The organism is Streptomyces sp. NPDC087845, from assembly GCF_044742755.1.
Taxonomy (GTDB): domain Bacteria; phylum Actinomycetota; class Actinomycetes; order Streptomycetales; family Streptomycetaceae; genus Streptomyces.
Genome location: NZ_JBIUVC010000021.1, coordinates 26909 through 45866, shown reverse-complemented (window position 1 = coordinate 45866; position 18958 = coordinate 26909). Strand labels below are relative to the sequence as shown.

Annotated in this window: 12 protein-coding genes; 4 read left to right on the top strand and 8 right to left on the bottom strand. The window is 70.5% G+C overall.

Going from position 1 to position 18958, the window contains the following annotated elements; genetic code table 11:
- Nucleotides 1-74 precede the first annotated feature (74 nt).
- Nucleotides 75-3068 (top strand): FxSxx-COOH system tetratricopeptide repeat protein, encoded by a 2994-nt coding sequence (fxsT, locus tag ACIOMQ_RS35495; protein WP_401985349.1) that lies wholly within the window; start codon nt 75-77, stop codon nt 3066-3068.
- Nucleotides 3069-3152: 84 nt separating this feature from the next.
- On the opposite strand, the gene ACIOMQ_RS35490 is transcribed toward fxsT, so the two are convergent.
- From ACIOMQ_RS35490 to ACIOMQ_RS35475, 4 genes are all read right to left on the bottom strand, one after another.
- Complete coding sequence (locus ACIOMQ_RS35490; RefSeq protein WP_402191886.1) at nt 3153-6983, bottom strand: multifunctional oxoglutarate decarboxylase/oxoglutarate dehydrogenase thiamine pyrophosphate-binding subunit/dihydrolipoyllysine-residue succinyltransferase subunit; 3831 nt, start codon at nt 6981-6983, stop codon at nt 3153-3155.
- Between the two features lie 257 nt (nt 6984-7240).
- The gene (locus ACIOMQ_RS35485) at nt 7241-8317 is read right to left on the bottom strand and encodes an ATP-binding protein (protein ID WP_401261082.1); all 1077 of its coding nucleotides are present in this window, start codon (nt 8315-8317) and stop codon (nt 7241-7243) included.
- The gene (locus ACIOMQ_RS35480; RefSeq protein WP_014154105.1) at nt 8314-9051 is read right to left on the bottom strand and encodes a response regulator transcription factor; all 738 of its coding nucleotides are present in this window, start codon (nt 9049-9051) and stop codon (nt 8314-8316) included. Before ACIOMQ_RS35480 ends, ACIOMQ_RS35485 begins: the two co-directional genes overlap by 4 nt.
- Nucleotides 9052-9274: 223 nt before the next feature.
- Entirely contained in the window at nt 9275-9967 is a 693-nt protein-coding gene (locus ACIOMQ_RS35475; protein ID WP_362200856.1) for a spermidine synthase, read from the bottom strand.
- A 449-nt stretch (nt 9968-10416) separates the two neighbouring features.
- Here ACIOMQ_RS35475 and ACIOMQ_RS35470 point away from each other — a divergent pair, with 449 nt between their 5' ends.
- On the top strand, nt 10417-11253 hold the full coding sequence (locus tag ACIOMQ_RS35470; RefSeq protein ID WP_401261079.1) for a rhomboid-like protein: 837 nt from the start codon (nt 10417-10419) through the stop codon (nt 11251-11253).
- On the opposite strand, the gene ACIOMQ_RS35465 is transcribed toward ACIOMQ_RS35470, so the two are convergent.
- Nucleotides 11180-12034, bottom strand: a complete 855-nt coding sequence (locus tag ACIOMQ_RS35465) for a nucleotidyltransferase (RefSeq protein ID WP_401261077.1) — start codon at nt 12032-12034, stop codon at nt 11180-11182. The genes ACIOMQ_RS35470 and ACIOMQ_RS35465 overlap by 74 nt on opposite strands.
- A gap of 240 nt (nt 12035-12274) precedes the next feature.
- Between ACIOMQ_RS35465 and lon the strand changes: the two genes are divergently transcribed.
- Complete coding sequence (lon, locus tag ACIOMQ_RS35460) at nt 12275-14707, top strand: endopeptidase La (RefSeq protein ID WP_362200865.1); 2433 nt, start codon at nt 12275-12277, stop codon at nt 14705-14707.
- A 279-nt stretch (nt 14708-14986) separates the two neighbouring features.
- On the opposite strand, the gene ACIOMQ_RS35455 is transcribed toward lon, so the two are convergent.
- Together ACIOMQ_RS35455 and ACIOMQ_RS35450 are read right to left on the bottom strand one after the other, a co-directional pair.
- On the bottom strand, nt 14987-15745 hold the full coding sequence (locus tag ACIOMQ_RS35455; RefSeq protein WP_362200996.1) for a polysaccharide deacetylase family protein: 759 nt from the start codon (nt 15743-15745) through the stop codon (nt 14987-14989).
- Nucleotides 15746-15969: 224 nt separating this feature from the next.
- Nucleotides 15970-16827, bottom strand: a complete 858-nt coding sequence (locus tag ACIOMQ_RS35450) for a lysozyme (protein ID WP_402191883.1) — start codon at nt 16825-16827, stop codon at nt 15970-15972.
- Between the two features lie 224 nt (nt 16828-17051).
- On the opposite strand from ACIOMQ_RS35450, the gene ACIOMQ_RS35445 reads away from it, so the two are divergent.
- The gene (locus ACIOMQ_RS35445) at nt 17052-17549 is read left to right on the top strand and encodes a MarR family winged helix-turn-helix transcriptional regulator (RefSeq protein ID WP_389794446.1); all 498 of its coding nucleotides are present in this window, start codon (nt 17052-17054) and stop codon (nt 17547-17549) included.
- A 304-nt stretch (nt 17550-17853) separates the two neighbouring features.
- Here ACIOMQ_RS35445 and ACIOMQ_RS35440 read toward each other — a convergent pair whose 3' ends face one another.
- Nucleotides 17854-18639: a hypothetical protein gene (locus ACIOMQ_RS35440; protein WP_402191881.1), complete on the bottom strand. Its 786-nt coding sequence runs from the start codon at nt 18637-18639 to the stop codon at nt 17854-17856.
- Nucleotides 18640-18958 lie beyond the last annotated feature (319 nt).

Sequence of the window (18958 nt, the reverse complement as noted above, 5' to 3'; positions counted from 1 at the left end):
CCCGTGACACCGGCCGGAGCGACCATGCTCCGGTGTATGTTGACAAGGTCGCATCGAGGCAGGGAGACGGCTGAATGCCCGGAACGCGTAAGCAAGTTGGAGCAACCGGGGCGCAGACCGTCACCATCAGTTTCGCCGGTTTCAACCGCGCGTGGTCGGCGTGGATCGGAGACCGCCTGGAGCGGCGCGGGGTGACAGTCGTCCAGCAGCGGTGGGACCCCCCGGTGGAGGTCCCGCTGGAGGAGTCGCTGCGGGATCTGACGCTGTCGCGCGGCCGCGTCCTGGTACTCCTCAGCGACTGGTACTTCCAGCTCGGCCCCCGCAGCCACGACGAGTGGAACAGGGCGCTGCGCGAGGTCGTCGCCCCCGACCCGGACCGTTTCGCCGCCGTCTGCGTCACCACGTCCGCGCTGCCCGGCGCCACCTCGGTCTTCGGCGCCGCCGACCTGACGAACGTCGGCGCCGACGAGGCCGAGCGGCGGCTCCTCGTCCGCCTGGGCCTGCCCGCCGACCCGCTGCCGGAGTCCGTCGAGGCCCGGCCCGGCCCCCGGTATCCGGCCGACACCCCCGAGGTGTGGGGCGGGGTGCCGCGGCGCAACACCCGGTTCACCGGCCGTGAGGAACTGCTCACCAAGGCGTACCAGGCCCTCCAGGACGCCGGCCCCGGCGCCGGCGTCGTGACGCTGCACGGCATGTCCGGCGTCGGCAAGACCCAGCTGGCCGCGGAGTACGTCTACCGCTTCGGCTCCGAGTACGACGTCGTGTGGTGGGTGCCCGCCGACCGCCGCGCCCTCTACCGCCAGAAACTCGCCGAACTCGCCCCCGAACTGGGGCTGTCGACCGGTGCCGAGTACGGCGAGCGGCTGCGCGCGGTACGGGACGCGCTGCGCCGCGGCGAACCGCACTCCCACTGGCTCCTCGTCCTCGACGGGGCCGACGAGCCCGAACACATCTGGGACCTGGTGCCCACCGGCCCCGGCCACGTCCTGATCACCTCCCGCAATCCGGAGTGGAGCGAACACAACAGCAACCTCGTCGAGATCCCCGTCTACGACCGCGACGAGTCGGTCGCCTTCATCCGGCGCCGCGCGCCGCGCCTGACCCCGGCCGAGGCCGACCAGCTCGCCGACGCCCTCGAAGACCTCCCGCTCCTCCTCGACCAGACCGCCGGCTGGCTCAACGACTCCGACATGTCGGTCGACGAGTACATCGAACTCCTCGAAGGCGGCATCGACCAGGACGTCGTCAAGGTCTCCGCGGACTTCCCGCTCGCCTTCCAGACCGCCTGGTCGATACTGCTGAACAAGCTCAAGGACACCGTTCCCGAGTCCGTCGACCTGCTGCGCCTGTGCAGCTTCTTCGCGCCCGGCTCCATCCCCGTGCGGCTGCTGAAGGAAATGCCCCCCGGAGAGCTGCCGGAACAGGTCTCCGGCCTGATGAACGACCCGCTGCTGTGGAACAAGGCGATCGGCCAGCTCCGCCAGTACTCCGTGGTCCGCCTGGAGTCCCACGAATCGGTGGCCGACGAGGCGTCGTCCGGCGAATCGCTCTACATGCACCGCATGGTCCACCAGATCATCGGCAAGGACATGCCGGACCAGGACCGCCAGGAGTTCATCGACGTGGTCCGCCGCGCCCTCGCCGCCGCGGACCCCGGCCGCCCCACCGACACCCGTCTGTGGCCCGCCTACGCCGAGATCACCCCGCACCTGAAGTGGGCCGACGTGCTCAACAGCACCGACCCGGCGGTGCAGACCCTGGTGCTCAACTGCCTGCGCTACATGTACCTCTCCGGCGAGTACCGGGCCGGCATCAAACTGGGCGAACGCGCCATGAAGGCCTGGCGGCGGCTCCTCGGCGAGGACCACCCCAGGGTCTGGGACCTCAGCTACAACTACGCCAACGTGCTGCGGGCCGTGGGCGACTACGCCGGTACGGAGGCCATCGAGCGGGCCGCCGTCGACCACCTGCGCACCGAACGCGGCCCCCAGGACCTGGAACACCTGCGCGCCGCTGGCGGCCTCGCCGCCGACCTGCGGGGCCTCGGCCGGTACGGCGAGGCGCTGGAGATGTCCGGCTGGATCCTCGCCGCCTACCGCGAACTGCTGGGCGACCAGGACTCGCGCACGCTCAGCGCGCAGAACAACCTGGCCATCTCACTGCGGCTGCTCGGCAGGTACGAAGACTCCCTGGAGCTCAACCGGCTGACCCTGGAGGCCCGGCGGCAGCTGTTGCGCCCGCGTCATACCTGGACCCTGTACTCCGAGATCAACTACGCCACCGACCTGCGCCTGCTCGGCCGGTACAGCGACGCCCTGTCGCTCCAGACACAGAGCGCCCGGGTGCACCGGCTGGTTCTGGGGCCCGACAACCCGCAGACCCTGCGAGCGGAACACAACCTCGCGCTGTGCCACTACCGTTCGGGGGAACGCCCCAGGGCCGCGGAGCTGTTCACCCGGGTCCTGGAGCGATGCGAACGCGTGCTCGGCGAGGGTGACCCCCTGACCATGATGTTCGCGGCCAGCCAGAGCTGCTTCGCCCGTGAGCACGCCGACATCGACCGGGCCAGGGACATAAGCGAGAAGGTCGTCCGGGGCTATACGGAGATGCTCGGCGAGACGCACCCCTACGTGGCGGGGACCCGGGCCAACCATGCCTTGATCCTCCGGAACGTGGGGGAGCGGGACCAGGCGCACGCGCTCCTGGAGCAGGCGCTCGCCGACATGGCGGAGGCCGTGGGCGAGAACCATCCCTGGACCCTCGGCTGCGCGGTCAACGCCTCGGCGCTGCGCAACCTGGTGGGCGACCCGGAATCCGCGGCCGCCCTGACGGACTCGGTGATCAACCGGGCCATCGAGGTACTCGGCCGGACCCATCCGCTGACCCTCTCCGCCCGGATCGCCCACGCCGCGGACCTGCGCGGCATCCGCGACCGGCAGCGGGCGGAGAAGGTCGAGAGCGAGGCGCTGGGGGACCTGGTGGCGACCCTGGGCGCCCAGCACGTCCACACGGTCTCGGCCCGCTCCCGGAACCGACCGTACTGGGACTTCGAGCCCTCGATCATCTGAACGGGCCCGTCCCGTACGCACGCCGAAGGGCCCGGCCCCGCGATCGAGTCGCGGGACCGGGCCCCTGGTTCGTACAGCGGCCGGTCAGGCGTCGAAGACCTCGGCGACCAGCTGTGCCTGCTCGGCCTGGTGGCGCTTGGCCGAGCCGACCGCCGGGGACGAGCTGTGCGGCCGCGAGATGCGGCGCAGGCGCTCACCGTGCGGGACGTCGGCGCCGACGGCCAGGTCCAGGTGGTCGATCAGGTTCAGGGCGATGAACGGCCAGGCGCCCTGGTTGGCCGGCTCCTCCTGGGTCCAGAGGTACTTCTCGGCGTTCGGGTACTTGGCGATCTCGGCCTGGAGCTCCGCACCCGGCAGCGGGTACAGGCGCTCCAGCCGGATGATCGCCGTGTCCGTGGCGCCGCGCTTCGTACGCTCGGCCTCCAGGTCGTAGTAGACCTTGCCCGCGCAGAAGACGACCTTGCGGACGTCGTTCGCGTTCACCGAGTCGTCGCCGATCACCGGACGGAAGCCGCCGGTGGTGAACTCCTCCACCTTCGACGCGGCCGCCTTGAGGCGGAGCATCGACTTCGGGGTGAAGACGATCAGCGGCTTGTGGTGCGGGTTGTGCACCTGCCACCGCAGGAGGTGGAAGTAGTTCGACGGCAGGGTCGGCATGGCGACCGTCATGTTGTTCTGCGCGCACAGCGTGAGGAAACGCTCCGGGCGGGCGGACGAGTGGTCCGGGCCCTGGCCCTCGTAGCCGTGCGGCAGCAGCAGCGTGACGCCGGAGGTCTGGCCCCACTTCTGCTCGGCCGAGGAGATGAACTCGTCGACGACGGTCTGCGCGCCGTTGACGAAGTCACCGAACTGGGCCTCCCAGATGACCAGCGACTCCGGACGGGCCAGCGAGTAGCCGTACTCGAAGCCCATCGCCGCGTACTCGCTGAGCAGCGAGTCGTAGACGTTGTAACGGGCCTGGTCGTCGGCGAGGTAGAGCAGCGGGGTGTAGTCCTCGCCGGTCACCTGGTCGACGAGGACCGCGTGCCGCTGGCCGAAGGTGCCGCGGCGGGTGTCCTGGCCGGCGAGCCGGACCGGGGTGCCCTCCATCAGCAGCGAACCGATGGCCAGGGTCTCGCCCATGCCCCAGTCGATCGTGCCGTTCTCCACCGAGGCCGCGCGACGCTGCATCTGCGGCATCAGACGGGGGTGGACGGTGATCCGGTCGGGGATGTTGACCTGGGACTCCGCGATGACCTTCACGACCTCCTGGGAGACCGCGGTGGTCACGGCGACCGGGAACTCGGGCTGGACCTCGGGGGTGTGCGTCGGAGCCGGCAGCGAGGTGGCCTCGCGGACCTCCGCGAACACCTTCTCCAGCTGGCCCTGGAAGTCCTGGAGCGCCTGCTCGGCCTCTTCGAGCGTGATGTCGCCGCGACCGATGAGGGACTCGGTGTAGAGCTTGCGCACCGAGCGCTTCTTGTCGATCAGGGTGTACATCTGCGGGTTGGTGAACTCCGGGTTGTCGCCCTCGTTGTGACCGCGGCGGCGGTAGCAGATGAGGTCGATCACGACGTCCTTGTTGAACGCCTGCCGGAACTCGAAGGCGAGGCGCGCGACCCGGACGACGGCCTCGGGGTCGTCGCCGTTGACGTGGATGATCGGCGCCTCGATCATGCGCGCCACGTCGGTGGCGTACATCGAGGAGCGCGAGGACTCCGGGGCGGCGGTGAAGCCGACCTGGTTGTTGATCACCACGTGCACGGTGCCGCCGGTGCGGTAGCCGCGCAGCTGCGACATGTTGAGCGTCTCGGCGACGACGCCCTGGCCCGCGAAGGCCGCGTCGCCGTGGAGCGCGACGGGCAGGACCGTGAAGTCCGTGCCGCCCTTGTTGACGAGGTCCTGCTTGGCGCGGGCGATGCCCTCCAGGACCGGGTCGACCGCCTCCAGGTGCGAGGGGTTGGCGGCCAGCGAGACCTTGATCTGCTCGCCGTCCAGACCGGTGAAGGTGCCCTCGGCGCCCAGGTGGTACTTCACGTCGCCGGAGCCGTGCATCGACCGGGGGTCGAGGTTGCCCTCGAACTCGCGGAAGATCTGCGCGTAGGACTTGCCGACGATGTTCGCCAGCACGTTCAGCCTGCCGCGGTGGGCCATGCCGATGACGACCTCGTCGAGGCGGGCCTCGGCGGCGGAGTCGATGACCGCGTCGAGCAGCGGGATGACGGACTCGCCGCCCTCCAGCGAGAACCGCTTCTGGCCGACGTACTTGGTCTGCAGGAACGTCTCGAACGCCTCGGCGGCGTTGAGCCGGCGCAGGATCCGCAGCTGCTCCTCGCGCTCGGGCTGCTGGGTGCGCGTGCGCTCCACCCGGTCCTGGATCCACTTGCGCTGCTTCGGGTCCTGGATGTGCATGAACTCGATGCCGGTGGTGCGGCAGTACGACTCGCGCAGCACACCGAGGATGTCGCGGAGCTTCATCATCGACTTGCCGGCGAAACCGCCGACCGCGAAGTCCCGCTCCAGGTCCCACAGGGTGAGGCCGTGCTCGGTGATGTCCAGGTCGGGGTGCTTGCGCTGGCGGTACTCCAGCGGGTCGGTGTCGGCCATGACATGGCCGCGGACCCGGTAGGAGTGGATCAGCTCGAAGACCCGCGCGGCCTTGGTCACGTCGTTGTCGTGCGAGGCGTCGATGTCCGTCAGCCAGCGGACCGGCTCGTACGGGATGCGCAGCGACTTGAAGATCTCGTCGTAGAACTCGTTCTCGCCGAGCAGGAGCTGGGCGACGATCCGCAGGAACTCGCCGGAGGCGGCCCCCTGGATGACCCGGTGGTCGTACGTCGAGGTCAGCGTCATGACCTTGGAGATGCCCAGCTTGTTCAGGGTGTCCTGGGAGGTGCCCTGGAACTCGGCCGGGTAGTCCATCGCGCCGACGCCCATGATGAGGCCCTGACCGGGCATCAGGCGGGGCACCGAGTGCACGGTGCCGATGCCGCCGGGGTTGGTCAGCGAGGCGGTGACTCCGGTGAAGTCGTCCATGCCGAGCTTGCCGTTGCGGGCGCGGCGGACGATGTCCTCGTAGGCCTGCCAGAACTCGAAGAAGTTCAGCGTCTCGGCCTTCTTGATGGCCGCGACGACCAGCTGGCGGTCGCCGTTCGGCTTCACCAGGTCGATGGCCAGACCGAGGTTGACGTGCTCCGGCTTGACCAGGGTCGGCTTGCCGTCCTTCAGCGCGAAGGAGTGGTTCATCGCCGGCATGGCCTTGAGGGCCTGCACCATCGCGTACCCGATGAGGTGCGTGAAGGAGATCTTCCCGCCCCGGGCGCGCTTGAGGTGGTTGTTGATGACGATGCGGTTGTCGAAGAGCAGCTTCACCGGAACGGCGCGCACGGACGTGGCCGTCGGCAGCTCCAGCGAGGCGTTCATGTTCTTCGCGACGGCGGCCGACGGGCCGCGCAGCGTCACGTACTCGGGGCCGGCCGGGGCCTCGGTGGCCGGAGCCGCCGCGGGCTTGGCCGGGGCCTCGGCGGCCGGAGCGGCCTTCACCGGGGCTGCCGGGGCAGCGGCGGCGGGGGCGGCCTGTGCGGGCGCCGGAGCCGCGGGCGCGGGGGCCTGCGCGGCCGGAGCCGGGACCTGTGCCGGAGCGGCCTGGGGCGTGGTGACCGGTGCGGTGGCGGCCGGTGCGGTGGCGGCCGGGGCCGGGGTCACCGCAGCCCCCGCGGTGCCGGGAACGGGCTTGTCCGCCGTGCCGGACGTACCCGGCTTGTAGTCGGCGAAGAAGTCCCACCAGGCGCGATCGACCGAATTGGGATCCTGGAGGTACTGCTGGTAGATCTCGTCGACGAGCCACTCATTGGGGCCGAAAGCCGCAGCCGGGTCGGAACCCGGGCTGGCTTGGTCGGTCGAGATGCTCGAGTTACTGGGGGACTGAGACGACACGGCGGCAACCGCCCTCTTCCGCTTCACAAGGTGATGGACAGCGGAAATCAAGGCTACGCCTCCCCAGCCGTTCCATGCAGGCCGGGCCGGTCTTCGTCGTGCAAGTCACATCGGAAGGCGGGTTTCGGCGCAGGAATTGGCGGGAAACAAGCATGGTTCCGCTTCGCTCCGGGTACGCGGGACCGCAGCTACGGCCCCTTGGACCGTACCCCTTGAAAGGAACACGCAGAACGTGCCCTTCCGGTTCGAACCATATGTCAACCTCGCGGTTGCGGAATCCCCGGAAGAGTGACCTGGATGCGGCAGCCGCGAGCAGATTCGGCCACGCCGATGCGCCCGCCGTGCAGATCCACCGCCCAGCGCGCGATCGCCAGGCCCAGGCCCGTACCGCCGTCGCTGCCCGGCCCGTGCGGGGACGGCACCTCGCCGCGGTTGAAACGCTCGAAGACCCGGTGCCGCTCGGACTCCGGAATGCCCGGCCCCTCGTCCAGGACCTCCAGCGCCAGCGACTCCGGCCCGGCGCCGCGCCGCGCCAGGACGGTGACCCGGCCGTGCGGCGGGCTGTGCTTGACAGCGTTGTCGACCAGATTGGCCACCACCTGGTGCAGCCGCTCCGCGTCCGCGTGCGCGGTCAGCTCGGGCGGTGACACATCCAGATGCAGATGTACGTCCTTACGGGTGTGGTTCCCCGAACCGGAGGACAGCCGGCGGTGCGAGGCGGCGAGGTTCGCCTCCTTCAGTACGCCCGACAGATACGGCCACACCTCGAAACGGCGGGACTTCAGCGTGACCACCCCGCTGTCCAGACGGGACAGGTCCAGCAGCGTCTCCACCAGTCTGCCGAGCCGCTCCGTCTGCTTCAGCGCCGTCCGCATGGTCTCGGGATCGGCCGAGGACACCCCGTCCACGACGTTCTCCAGCACGGCTCTCAGCGCCGCGATGGGGGTCCGCAGCTCATGCGACACATTGGCCACCAACTCCTTGCGGTGCCGGTCCACGGCCTCCAGATCGTCCGCCATGAGGTTGATCGTCTGGGCCAGGTCGCCGAGCTCGTCGCGCCGGTCGGCACCACTCACCCGTCTGGTGTAGTCGCCGTGCGAGATCGACCGGGCCACGGTCGTCATCTCGTCCAGCGGCGCCGTCAGGCCGTGCGCCACGAACTGGGTGATCAGCAGGGTCGCGATCACCGAGAACACCGTGATGAAACGCAGCTCCGTCCGGGTGCGCAGGGCCACCATCAGCAGCCCGGTGGTGATGAACACCGAGACCACCACGAGCGTGCCCAGCTTGGCCTTGACCGAAAAGGGGCGCAGTCCGGAACCGGGCCGGGTCATGGGGCCGGGGTCTCCAGGGCGTAGCCGACACCGTGCACGGTACGGATCCGCTCCGCACCGATCTTCCGGCGCAGCGCCTTGATGTGGCTGTCGACGGTACGGGTGCCGGAGGCGTCCGCCCAGTCCCAGACCTCGGCCAGCAACTGCTCCCGGGAGAGCACCGCGCGCGGCGTATTGGCCAGGCAGACCAGGAGATCGAACTCGGTCGGCGTGAGGTGGACGTCATCGGCGCGCACCCGGACCCGGCGCTGCGCGTGATCGATCTCCAGCTCGCCGAGGCGCAGAATGCCGCTGCGCGGAGTGACCGCGGCCAGCGCCGCCCGCTCCACCCGGCGCAGCAGTACGTGCACCCGGGCCGCCAGCTCACGCATCGAGAACGGCTTGGTCATGTAGTCGTCGGCGCCGACACCGAGACCGACCAGCATGTCGGTCTCGTCGTCCCTGGCGGTCAGCATGAGCACCGGCACCGGCCGCTGGGCCTGCACGCGGCGGCAGACCTCCAGGCCGTCGAAGCCGGGAAGCATGATGTCGAGCACCATCAGATCGGGCTGCCACGCCTCGGCCGCGTCCACGGCCGCGGGCCCGTCGAGTGCGGTCTGCACCAGGAAGCCCTCCGCCCGCAGCCGGGCGGAAATGGCATCGACGATCGTGGCGTCGTCCTCGACCACCAGCACCCGGCGCTGCGCGCCCGGGGTGGCCGCGACACCGTTGTGGGTGGTGTGTGTCTGTTCCATCGCCCCGCCCCTGCCCGTTCTCACGGGGGTCATTCCCCCGGACGCACGGTCTTCGCTTGTGGATTTCATGGGTGATCCCGTCACCGGTCAGCAGCGTAAAGGCAGCGGGCCGCTCTCGGCTACGCAGGGTGTAACGGCAGGGGCGCGACGAAGTGGCGGAGTGTCGGCCTTGTGGCGCTTGGCCCCCGGGCGTCCGGGGGCCAGGAATGTCCGACGAGGGCTCTCAGACTGTCCGAAGTGCGAGATGCACCACGTCGGGAACACCTCGGGCAACACGCACCTCTTCCGTCCGTACCCCGCTGAATCCGGCATTCCGCAGGGCCTGTTCGAAATCCGCGGACGGCTGTGCGGACCAGACCGCGAGAACGCCGCCCGGCGTCAGCCGCTCCCGGCAGTCCGCCAGACCGGCAGGGGAGTACAGGCTCGTGTTGTCCTCGGTGACGGTCCAGTCCGGTCCGTTGTCGATGTCCAGGCACAGAGCGTCGTAACGGTCCGTAGTCGTGCGCAGATACGAGACGAGATCCGTCGTCAGGATCTCGGTCCGCGGATCGGCGAGCGCCGCGCCGGAGATCCGGGCCAGCGGCCCCGCCCGGTGCCAGTCCACGATCGCCTGCTCCCGCTCGACGACGGCGATCCGCCCCCACCGCGGCTCGGCGGCGGCCCGCACGAGCGAGAACCCGACCCCGAGCCCTCCGATGAGCACCGCCGGTGACATCCGGCCGTCGGGCAGGGCGGCCAGCGCCGCGTCGATCAGCAGCCGCTCGGAGCGCCCGTCCGAGGTGTCCATGAGGAAGCATCCGTTGGCGATGATCTCGAAGTCGTCCCCCCGCTCCCGGAGGACGACTTCGCCGTACGGGCCTTCCCGGCGGTCGAGCGTGAGGGGGGCGAGGGGGTCGGGGCCGTGGATCTCGGGCATGGCGTGGCTCTCCGGTCGATGGCGGACGTGAGGGACGGACGCGGGCGGCGGACGCGGGTGACCGCCGCGGTCCCCGCCATCCTGGCCGGTCCGCGCGTCCGGGGGCCAGCGGATTGCCGGATTCATCCGAAGACCGGTGGATTGCTGGATTCGTACAAGGCACCGTCGGGCACGGCCGGTGTACAGGCCGTCGGGCAGGACCGGTGCGCAGGCGCGGTGCGTACAGGCCATCGGGCACGGCCGGTGCACAGGCGCGGTGCGTATAAGCGGCGCATGGGCGCGGTGCGTATATCCGGCGCACGGGCACGGTGCGTATAAGGCGCACGGGCACGGTGCGTATAAGAGGACGTGCGGCCGGTTCGCACGCCGCTCGGGCCATGGACAGCACGGAGATGATCACGGAGGGCGGGACGTTGCTTCGCGGGCTTGTAGGGAAGGGGCCTCGCGCGGTGCGTCGGGGCAGGGGCAGGGCGGTTCGCGAAGACGAGCCCGCGGCCCCGCTGCCCGACGCCGTTCCGCGTCGGCGCCGTACGGAAGCCGTCGCCTCTCCACCTGTCCGGGAGCCCCGGGCGGGCGGTACGGCCCGGTGGGCCCGCCGGTGCCTGCGGCTGCTGCCGACACCCACCGGTACCCCGTTCACCTTCGGGTACCTACTGGTGCTCGTCGCCACGTCCCTCTTCATGGAGTACGGCGATCCGGACACCGTCTCCGCCGTGCTGCGCGAATCGAGCACGGACGTCGCGCATCTGCGTGAAACCCCGCTGCTGGTCCTGGTCGCCAGTGCCCTGTGGGTCGTCGGCGGGCTCGGTTCCCCGTACCTCTTCGGCTTCGCTCTGGTGCTGACCGCGCTGGAACGCCGCGTCGGGGGACGGCGCGCCGCCGGGGTGTTCCTGTTCGGCCATGTCGTGGCGACCCTCGCCACGGAGATCCCGGTCGGGCTGTCCGTGGCGGCCGGTCGTCTGCCGGAGTCCTCACTGCACCAGCTCGACTACGGCATCAGCTTCGGGGTGATGGCGAGCGTGGGTGCGCTCGCCGGGCTGCTCACGCCGTGGCCGCGGGGGCTGGTGCTCGGCGCGGTCGGCGCGATGCTGCTGCGTGATCTGCTCGACCTCGACAACCCCCTCGCCGCCTGGGGCCACCCGCTGGCGCTGCTGCTGGGCCTGGCCTGCCGGCCGTTGCTGCGCCGCGCCGGTGCGGCGGGGGGCGCGGGGGTCAGGGGCGCGGGGCCTTCTTGCCGTGGACGGCGAGATACTCGGCTGCCAGCCAGGGCGCCAGATCGTCGATGAGCGTCGCGAGGACGGCCGGGTCGGCGGACGGGGCGCGGCCCGTGCGCGCGGCCGTCCGCATCTGCTCGATCCGCTCCGGGAGGTCCGGGTAGTAGCGGGCGAACACCTCGGCAGACTCGGTCAGGTCGCTGGTCCAGCCGCCCCACTGCGGCATGACCAGCGTGAAGCCGGACCGGACGAGGCGGCGGGCGACGCCGCGGCTGAGACTACGGCGTTCGGCGTCCGTGGCGGCTTCGGCGGACCGCCGCCGCCAGCGGGGGAGCAGGAGGTGGAGGTCCCCGTTGGTCTCGCGGGCGAGCAGTGGCGTGGGGCGGTAGCGCGGCAGCCGCGCGGCGAGGTCCTCGCCCAGCAGCGGGGTGCAGAGGCAGGCGAGGAAGAAGCCGAGATCATTGCGTTCGAATGTGCTGGTGAGGGTCTCGGCGGCGGCGAGAAGGACACCGACCCCGTCGATCTGGCCGAACGAGCTGTCCAGCTCGGCCTCGATGGTCCGGGCCGCCGCCCGGTCGGCCTCGGTGGGCTCGGCACGCAGGGCGAGCAGCAGGTCCAGATCGGAGACACCAGGAACAGCCGTGCCGCGCGGAATGCTCCCGTAGATGTACGCGCTGTGCAGCCGCGCGCCGTCGAACGCCTCGGTGATCCGGGCGCGAGCCGCCTCCACCACGGGGGCGAACACCACCGGCACCCGGCTCAGTGAGCCCTCCCGCCGGATCGTTCCGTCCGGGCTCAGCCCTCTGTCGTCGCTCGTACCCGTACCCGTACCCGTACTCGCACTCTCGCTCATGTCGGCACTCTGCCCGGTGTTCCGGCCGGTTGCCGATGGGTTTTCGCGGACGGGAGCGGCTCGGACGGTCCGGAATCAAGGGGGCGCGCGTGGGGTTCAGCCTGTGTGCGGGGTCCGACGCGGCCGTCCGGCGTGCGAACGCCTCAGGCGATCGCTCACAGCGAACATGCCCTGGGGAACAAGGGGCGGCTCACAAGCATTGAGTCTGCATAGCTCAAGTTGACTGCCGAAGGGGAGATCATGGCTATCGATTCCAATGCGGTCACTCCGCTCGCCCTGCCCGTGCTGCCGCTCGACGACGAGGTCGTGCTGCCGGGCATGGTGGTGCCTCTGGACCTGTCCGACACCGATGTACGCGCCGCCGTGGAGGCCGCACAGGCCGCAGCCCGCGAGGGCGGTGGCAAGCCCGAGGTGCTTCTGGTGCCGCGGGTCGACGGGACGTACGCCGGCACTGGTGTCATCGGCACCGTCGAGCAGGTCGGACGGCTTTCGGACGGGGATCCGGGCGCGCTCATCCGCGGCCGTGGCCGGGTGCGGATCGGGGCCGGGACCAGCGGACCGGGCGGGGCGCTCTGGGTGGAGGGGACACGGGTCGACGAGGCCGTCCCCGACCCGCTCCCCGGGGCCGCTGCCGAGCTGGTCAAGGAGTACAAGGCTCTCGCCACCAGCTGGCTGAAGAAGCGCGGCGCCTGGCAGGTCGTGGACCGGGTCCAGCAGATCGAGGACATCTCCGCGCTCGCCGACAACTCCGGTTACTCGCCCTTCCTCACCACGGCCCAGAAGGTGCAGCTCCTGGAGACCGTCGACGCGGTCGCCCGGCTGAAGCTCGCCATCCAGTGGCTCGGTGAACACCTCGCCGAACAGGACGTCGCCGAGTCCATCGCCAAGGACGTCCAGGAGGGCGTCGACAAGCAGCAGCGTGAATTCCTGCTGCGGCGCCAGCTCGACGCCGTACGCAAGGAGCTCGCCGATCTCAACGGCGGTCCTGGTTCCGGCGCAGACGAGTCCGACGACTACCGGGCGCGCGTCGAGGCCGCCGGACTTCCCGAGCACGTCCGCGAGGCCGCGCTCAAGGAGGTCGACAAGCTGGAGCGCTCCTCCGACCAGAGCCCCGAGGGCTCCTGGATCAGGACCTGGCTCGACACCGTTCTCGAACTGCCGTGGACGGAGCGGACCGAGGACGCGTACGACATCCCCGGCGCCCAGCGGATCCTCGACGCCGAGCACGCGGGCCTGCAGGACGTGAAGGAGCGGATCACCGAGTACCTGGCGGTCCGCAAGCGGCGTGCCGAGCGCGGTCTCGGCGTCGTCGGCGGACGGCGCGGCGGTGCCGTGCTGGCGCTGGTGGGCCCTCCGGGCGTGGGAAAGACCTCGCTCGGTGAGTCCGTCGCGCACGCCATGGGCCGCAAGTTCGTCCGCGTCGCGCTCGGCGGTGTGCGGGACGAGGCGGAGATCCGCGGACACCGGCGCACCTACGTCGGTGCGCTGCCGGGACGCATCGTCCGGGCCGTCAAGGAGGCCGGTTCGATGAACCCGGTCGTCCTGCTCGACGAGATCGACAAGGTCGGCTCCGACTTCCGGGGCGACCCGGCGGCCGCCCTGCTCGAAGTCCTCGACCCGGCCCAGAACCACACCTTCCGCGACCACTACCTGGAGGTCGAGCTCGACCTCAGCGATGTCGTCTTCCTCGCGACGGCCAACGTCCTCGAAGCCATCCCGGAGGCCTTGCTCGACCGGATGGAGCTGGTCAGGCTCGACGGCTACACCGAGGACGAGAAGGTCGTCATCGCACGTGACCACCTGCTTCCGCGTCAGCTGGAGCGGGCCGGTCTGGAGAAGGACGAGGTGGCGCTCGACGAGTCCGCGCTGCGCAAGCTGGCCGGGGAGTACACCCGTGAAGCGGGCGTACGGAATCTGGAGCGGGCCGTCGCCCGGCTGCTCCGCAAGGTCGCCGCCCAGCACGAACTGGGCGCCAGGGAGCTTCCGTTCACGGTCACCGAGGCGGATCTGCGCGGTCTGATCGGACGGCCGCACCACGTCCCCGAGTCCGCCCAGGACCCGGCCGAGCGCCGCACCGCGGTGCCGGGCGTGGCCACCGGACTCGCGGTGACCGGCGCCGGCGGCGACGTGCTGTTCGTGGAGGCATCGCTGGCCGACCCGGAGACCGGGGCGTCCGGACTGACCCTCACCGGTCAGCTCGGCGACGTCATGAAGGAGTCCGCGCAGATCGCGCTGAGCTTCCTGCGGTCGCACGGCGCGGAGCTGGAGCTGCCCGTCGCGGACCTGAAGGACCGGGGGGTGCACATCCACTTCCCGGCGGGCGCGGTCCCGAAGGACGGCCCGAGCGCCGGCATCACGATGACGACGGCGCTGGCCTCGCTGCTCTCCGGACGGCTGGTCCGGACGGATGTGGCGATGACCGGTGAGGTCTCGCTGACCGGACGGGTGCTGCCGATCGGTGGCCTGAAGCAGAAGCTGCTGGCCGCGCACCGGGCCGGGATCACCACCGTGGTGATCCCGAAGCGGAACGAGGCGGACCTGGACGATGTCCCGGCCGAGGTCCTGGACACCCTGGAGGTCCACCCGGTGACGGATGTGCGCCAGGTACTGGAGATCGCCCTCGCGCCGGCCTCCGCGGCCAGGCCCGGGGAGAGGATCCCGGCCGCGGCGTAGGCGCCATGGCGTGACGGGCGTGGCACCACGTGCGCGACCGGTACGGACGGCCCGCCTTCCCGGCGACGGGTGGGTGGGCCGTTCCGTGCGCGCGGGGTGCTCTCGCGCCTCCGCCGTCCGGGGTGCGGCGGGTTCTTTTGTACGTCCGCCGTCGCGCGCCGGGCGCTTTCGCGCCTCCGCCGTCGTGCGTGCGCCGGGTGTACTTCCCTTCCGTCCGCAGGGATCCGGAGTACGGATCCGGGGCGGTCGGTACTCCGGATCAGCGGTCGGTACTCCGGATCAGGGGCGGTAGATGGTCCCCGGGACCGGCTCGGCGGGGGCCATCAGCTGCGGGACGGTGACGAAGGTGTAGCCCTGCTTCTTCAGCGCGTCGATGATGCCGGGCACGGCGGGCACCGTCCCCTTGTAGATGTCGTGCAACAGGATGATGCCGTCCTTGCTCGCCTGATCCAGGATGCGCTTCTTGATCAGTGCCGAGTCGGTCGTGGAGTAGTCCTTGGCGGTGGCGCTCCACAGGATCTGGGAGAGTCCCAGGTCCTTGCTGATGTCCGAGACGGTGTCGTCGGTACGGCCCTGCGGCGGGCGCATCAGACGCGGCTTCTTGCCGGTGATCTCCGCTATCGCGTCCTGCGTCTTCTCCAGCTCGGCGCGTATCTCGGCCGGCTTCTTGTCCGTCAGGATCTCGTGGGACCAGGTGTGGTTGGCCACCTCGTGCCCCTCGGCGGCGAGCCTGCGCACGGTGTCGGGGTGCTTCTTGACGTGGTTCTTGCCCAACAGGAAGAAGGTTGCGTGCACCTTCTTCTCCTTGAGGATGTCCAGCAGATGCGGGGTGTCCTCGCCCGGCCCCGCGTCGAAGGTCAGCGCTATGCACTTCGCCTTGCGGCAGTCCACCGGACCGAAGGAGCCCTTGGCGTCGGAGCCCGCGTCACCGCGCGCCGAGCCCGGCGCGGTGGTCTGCATGGAGCAGCCGCTCAGCGTCAGGGTGAGTGCCGTCACAAGGGCGGCGGCCAACCCTGTACCGATCGACTTCGTCTTCATGGACAAGGCGGGTCACTCCTCCGTAGCTGAACAGGGCACACGATGTGCGGCCGAGAAGGACTATACACGTGGTGTATACACCGAATGTGTAGGGGTCTTCGGTTTCGGCTCGGCGGGAGAAGTGCCTGGTCACGGGAGCGAATAGAGGAGGGCCCCGGTGGCTGGGTGGGTCACCGGGGCTCGGTTGTGCGACGTGGTGGACCGCGCGGGTGCGGCGGGTCGGCTCAGCCGTTGGCGAGAGCCTGCACGCGGTCGAGCGCGCCGTTGAAGTGGCTGTGGTCGCCGACGTACGGGCCGGACGAGGTGTACTGCCACATCGTGTAGAAGCCCCAGCCGGCCGGGAGCTCGCCGACCGTGCTGCTGTAACGGGCCACCCACAGCGGGTTGGTGGCGCCGAAGCTCGCGTTGTTCCCGGTGCAGGCCTGCCACCAGCTGGTCGCGGTGTATATGACCGCGTCGCGGCCGGTGCGCGCCTTGTAGGTGTTCACGAAGTCGCGGATCCAGGAGACCATGGAGGCCTGGCTCAGGCCGTAGCACTGGTCGCCGTACGGGTTCCACTCGATGTCGAGCGCGCCCGGCAGGGTCTTGCCGTCCTTGGACCAGCCGCCCCCGTGGTCCACGAAGTAGTTGGCCTGGACGGCGCCGCTCGTGGTGTTCGGGGTGGCGAAGTGGTACGAGCCCCGGATCATGCCGACGTTGTACGAGCCGTTGTACTGCTGGGCGAAGTACGGGTTCGTGTAGTAGGTGCCCTCGGTGGCCTTGGTGTAGGCCCACTTCACGCCACTGTTCCAGAGGGTCGGCCAGTCGACGTTGCCCTGGTAGCTGGCGACGTCCACGCCTTCGGTCTGGGCGGCGCGGGTGTCGCGCGGCAGTCCGCCCTGGCCGTCGTGGGCCACGACGCCCATGCCCATCGTGGCCGTGCCCCGTGCGGGCTTCTTGGCCGCGGCGGCGGAGTCGTGGACACCCGCCGCGCTCGCCGCGCCGGGCAGGGTGAGGAGGAGGGAGAGGGCTGCGAGCAGGGTTCCTGCTGCCGCGAAGCGCGAGCGGCGGGACGTTCCGGATCCGGATCTGAGCACCGGCATGTGAGTGCCTCCGAGGCCTCGGTGGGGGGACGCGCTGATCCCAGGGGCGCGGGGGCACCCCTGTAGACATGTCATGGTGTGAACATGCCATGTATGACGCTACGCACGTAGACCCGTGTCGCGGAAGGGGGTCTGGGCGCTGCCGTTGGTCTACGCCTGCGAAATACTGGCCGAGCTGCGGCGATGACCAGCGGCGAAAGAAACTTTCAGTGGCGGGAAAGCTTATGAGGGGTGTTGACGTGCACGGGAGCGAAAGCGGTAGTGAACCCGGCGCGACCGGAGAAAGTGGTGTGGACCACGCATTCCTTGCGCTGGAGCGGGAGTTGGCCGTATTCCTGCGCCGGGCACGGGCCAATTCCGGGGAAATGGCGCGCGAGGTCCACCCCGAACTGGAGGCCGCCGCCTACGGACTTCTCGTACGGCTGGAGTCGGCCGGACGGCAGCGGGCCACTGATCTCGCGGCCTACTTCGGCGTCGGCAAGGCGACGATGAGCCGTCAACTGCGTGCCCTGGAAGACCTCGGGCTGGTGGCACGCGAGCCCGATCCGGCGGACGGCCGGGCCTTCCTCGTCCGCCTCACCGCCGAGGGGCTGGCCCGCTACCGCAGTGTCCGCGACGCCCGCCGCGACCGCTATGTGCGCAAGCTCGCCGACTGGGACCGGGCCGAGGTGGCCGAACTGGCCCGGCTGCTGCACCACTTGAACGCCCGCGCGGAGGACTGACGCGTCGGGCCTTGGGCCCGGGGTACCGGATCACGGGCCCCGGGGTACCGGATCACGGTTCGGTGCCCCGGGGCCGGCGGCTCGGCGCCCGGCCCCGATCGGGCGTCTGGCCCCCGTCGGGCGCCCGGCCCCGGCCCGTCCCCGGCCCGTCCCCGGCCCGTCCCCGGCCCGTCCCCGGCCCGTCCCCGGCCCGGCCCCGGCCCGTCCCCGGCCCGGCCCCGGCCCGTCCCCGGCCCGGCCCCGGCCCGTCCCCGGCCCGGCCCCGGCCCGGCCCCGGCCCGTCCCCGTTTCCCGTCGCTTCCCGTCACAGCACCGCGTAGACCGCCGTCGCGTCGTCATGCGTCTTGCTGCGGCGCAGATGCGCGCGCTCCGTGTCCGCGTCCTCCAGTGCCCTGACCCGGTCGATCAGTCCCTGTGTCCCCTCCTTGCGGAGCACCCCGAGGCAGTCCGCCCAGTCGCCCTCGCGGAACATCTCCGTCCAGCGGGCCGCCCCGTCGGTCATCGCGGCCAGCGCCCGCACCCGGCCGATCGGGGTGCGTCCGGTGACCGCGCGGGTCGCCACGGAGGGGTCGGCGGCGGCCGTGAAGAAGCCGCCCTCCTTGTTCCGCACCGTGGCGTCGGCGATCGCCTCACTGGCCAGCGAGCCCGGCGGCAGGCGGTTCAGCCGGTCGTCGAGGAGGGGGCGCACGGATCCGTCGAGCGCCTCGAACAGGAGTACGGAATCGGAGAGCACCAGATGTTCGATCTCGTGTTCGTCCCAGCGCGCCATGACGACCGTCGCCTGCGGCGTCCTCATGTGAGAAAGGTCACACGATGAGCGGTGTGTGTCGGCGGTGCGTCGAATGGACTCGGCCAAAATCTCCTGGAGGGTCAGATCGCGTCGCGAATCAGACAGTTCGACCAATGAGCCACCCAGTCGTGCGGTGAACCAGGGGACCGAGTGCACACAACCGTCGTCACCCTGCGGCGGAGTCACTCCGTCGAGCAGGATCAGCGTCCCACCTTGGCCGGAAGCGGGCAGGGCGGTGGCAACCCAGTCCTCGTTCGGGCGGTCGGTGCTGCCGGCGACGGTGGCGAGTTCGATGCGCATGCGGTCAGTCTGCACGATGCCTTCACGGGCCCTGCACGACCCAAGATTGGCCTGTACCAGCAGGTCAGGCGGGTGCCTGGAGCGGAAGGAGAGGCTCCGTGCGGCATGCGGGCGGGCATCCTGCCAAAGCACGGGCGGAAGTTCCAGCCAGCGGTCCAGGTGTGCCGGACGCGCTCCGAGGGCAGACTTGTTCGTCAACTCCGGAGTGATGTTCACTCGTTCAGGTGGCGGAGTGGTTGATGTGCGCCCCCCTCTCAAAAGCACTGGAATGGTCAGAAGCCGTACCAGCGGTCGGGGCGCTCGTTCACATGTGACCGTG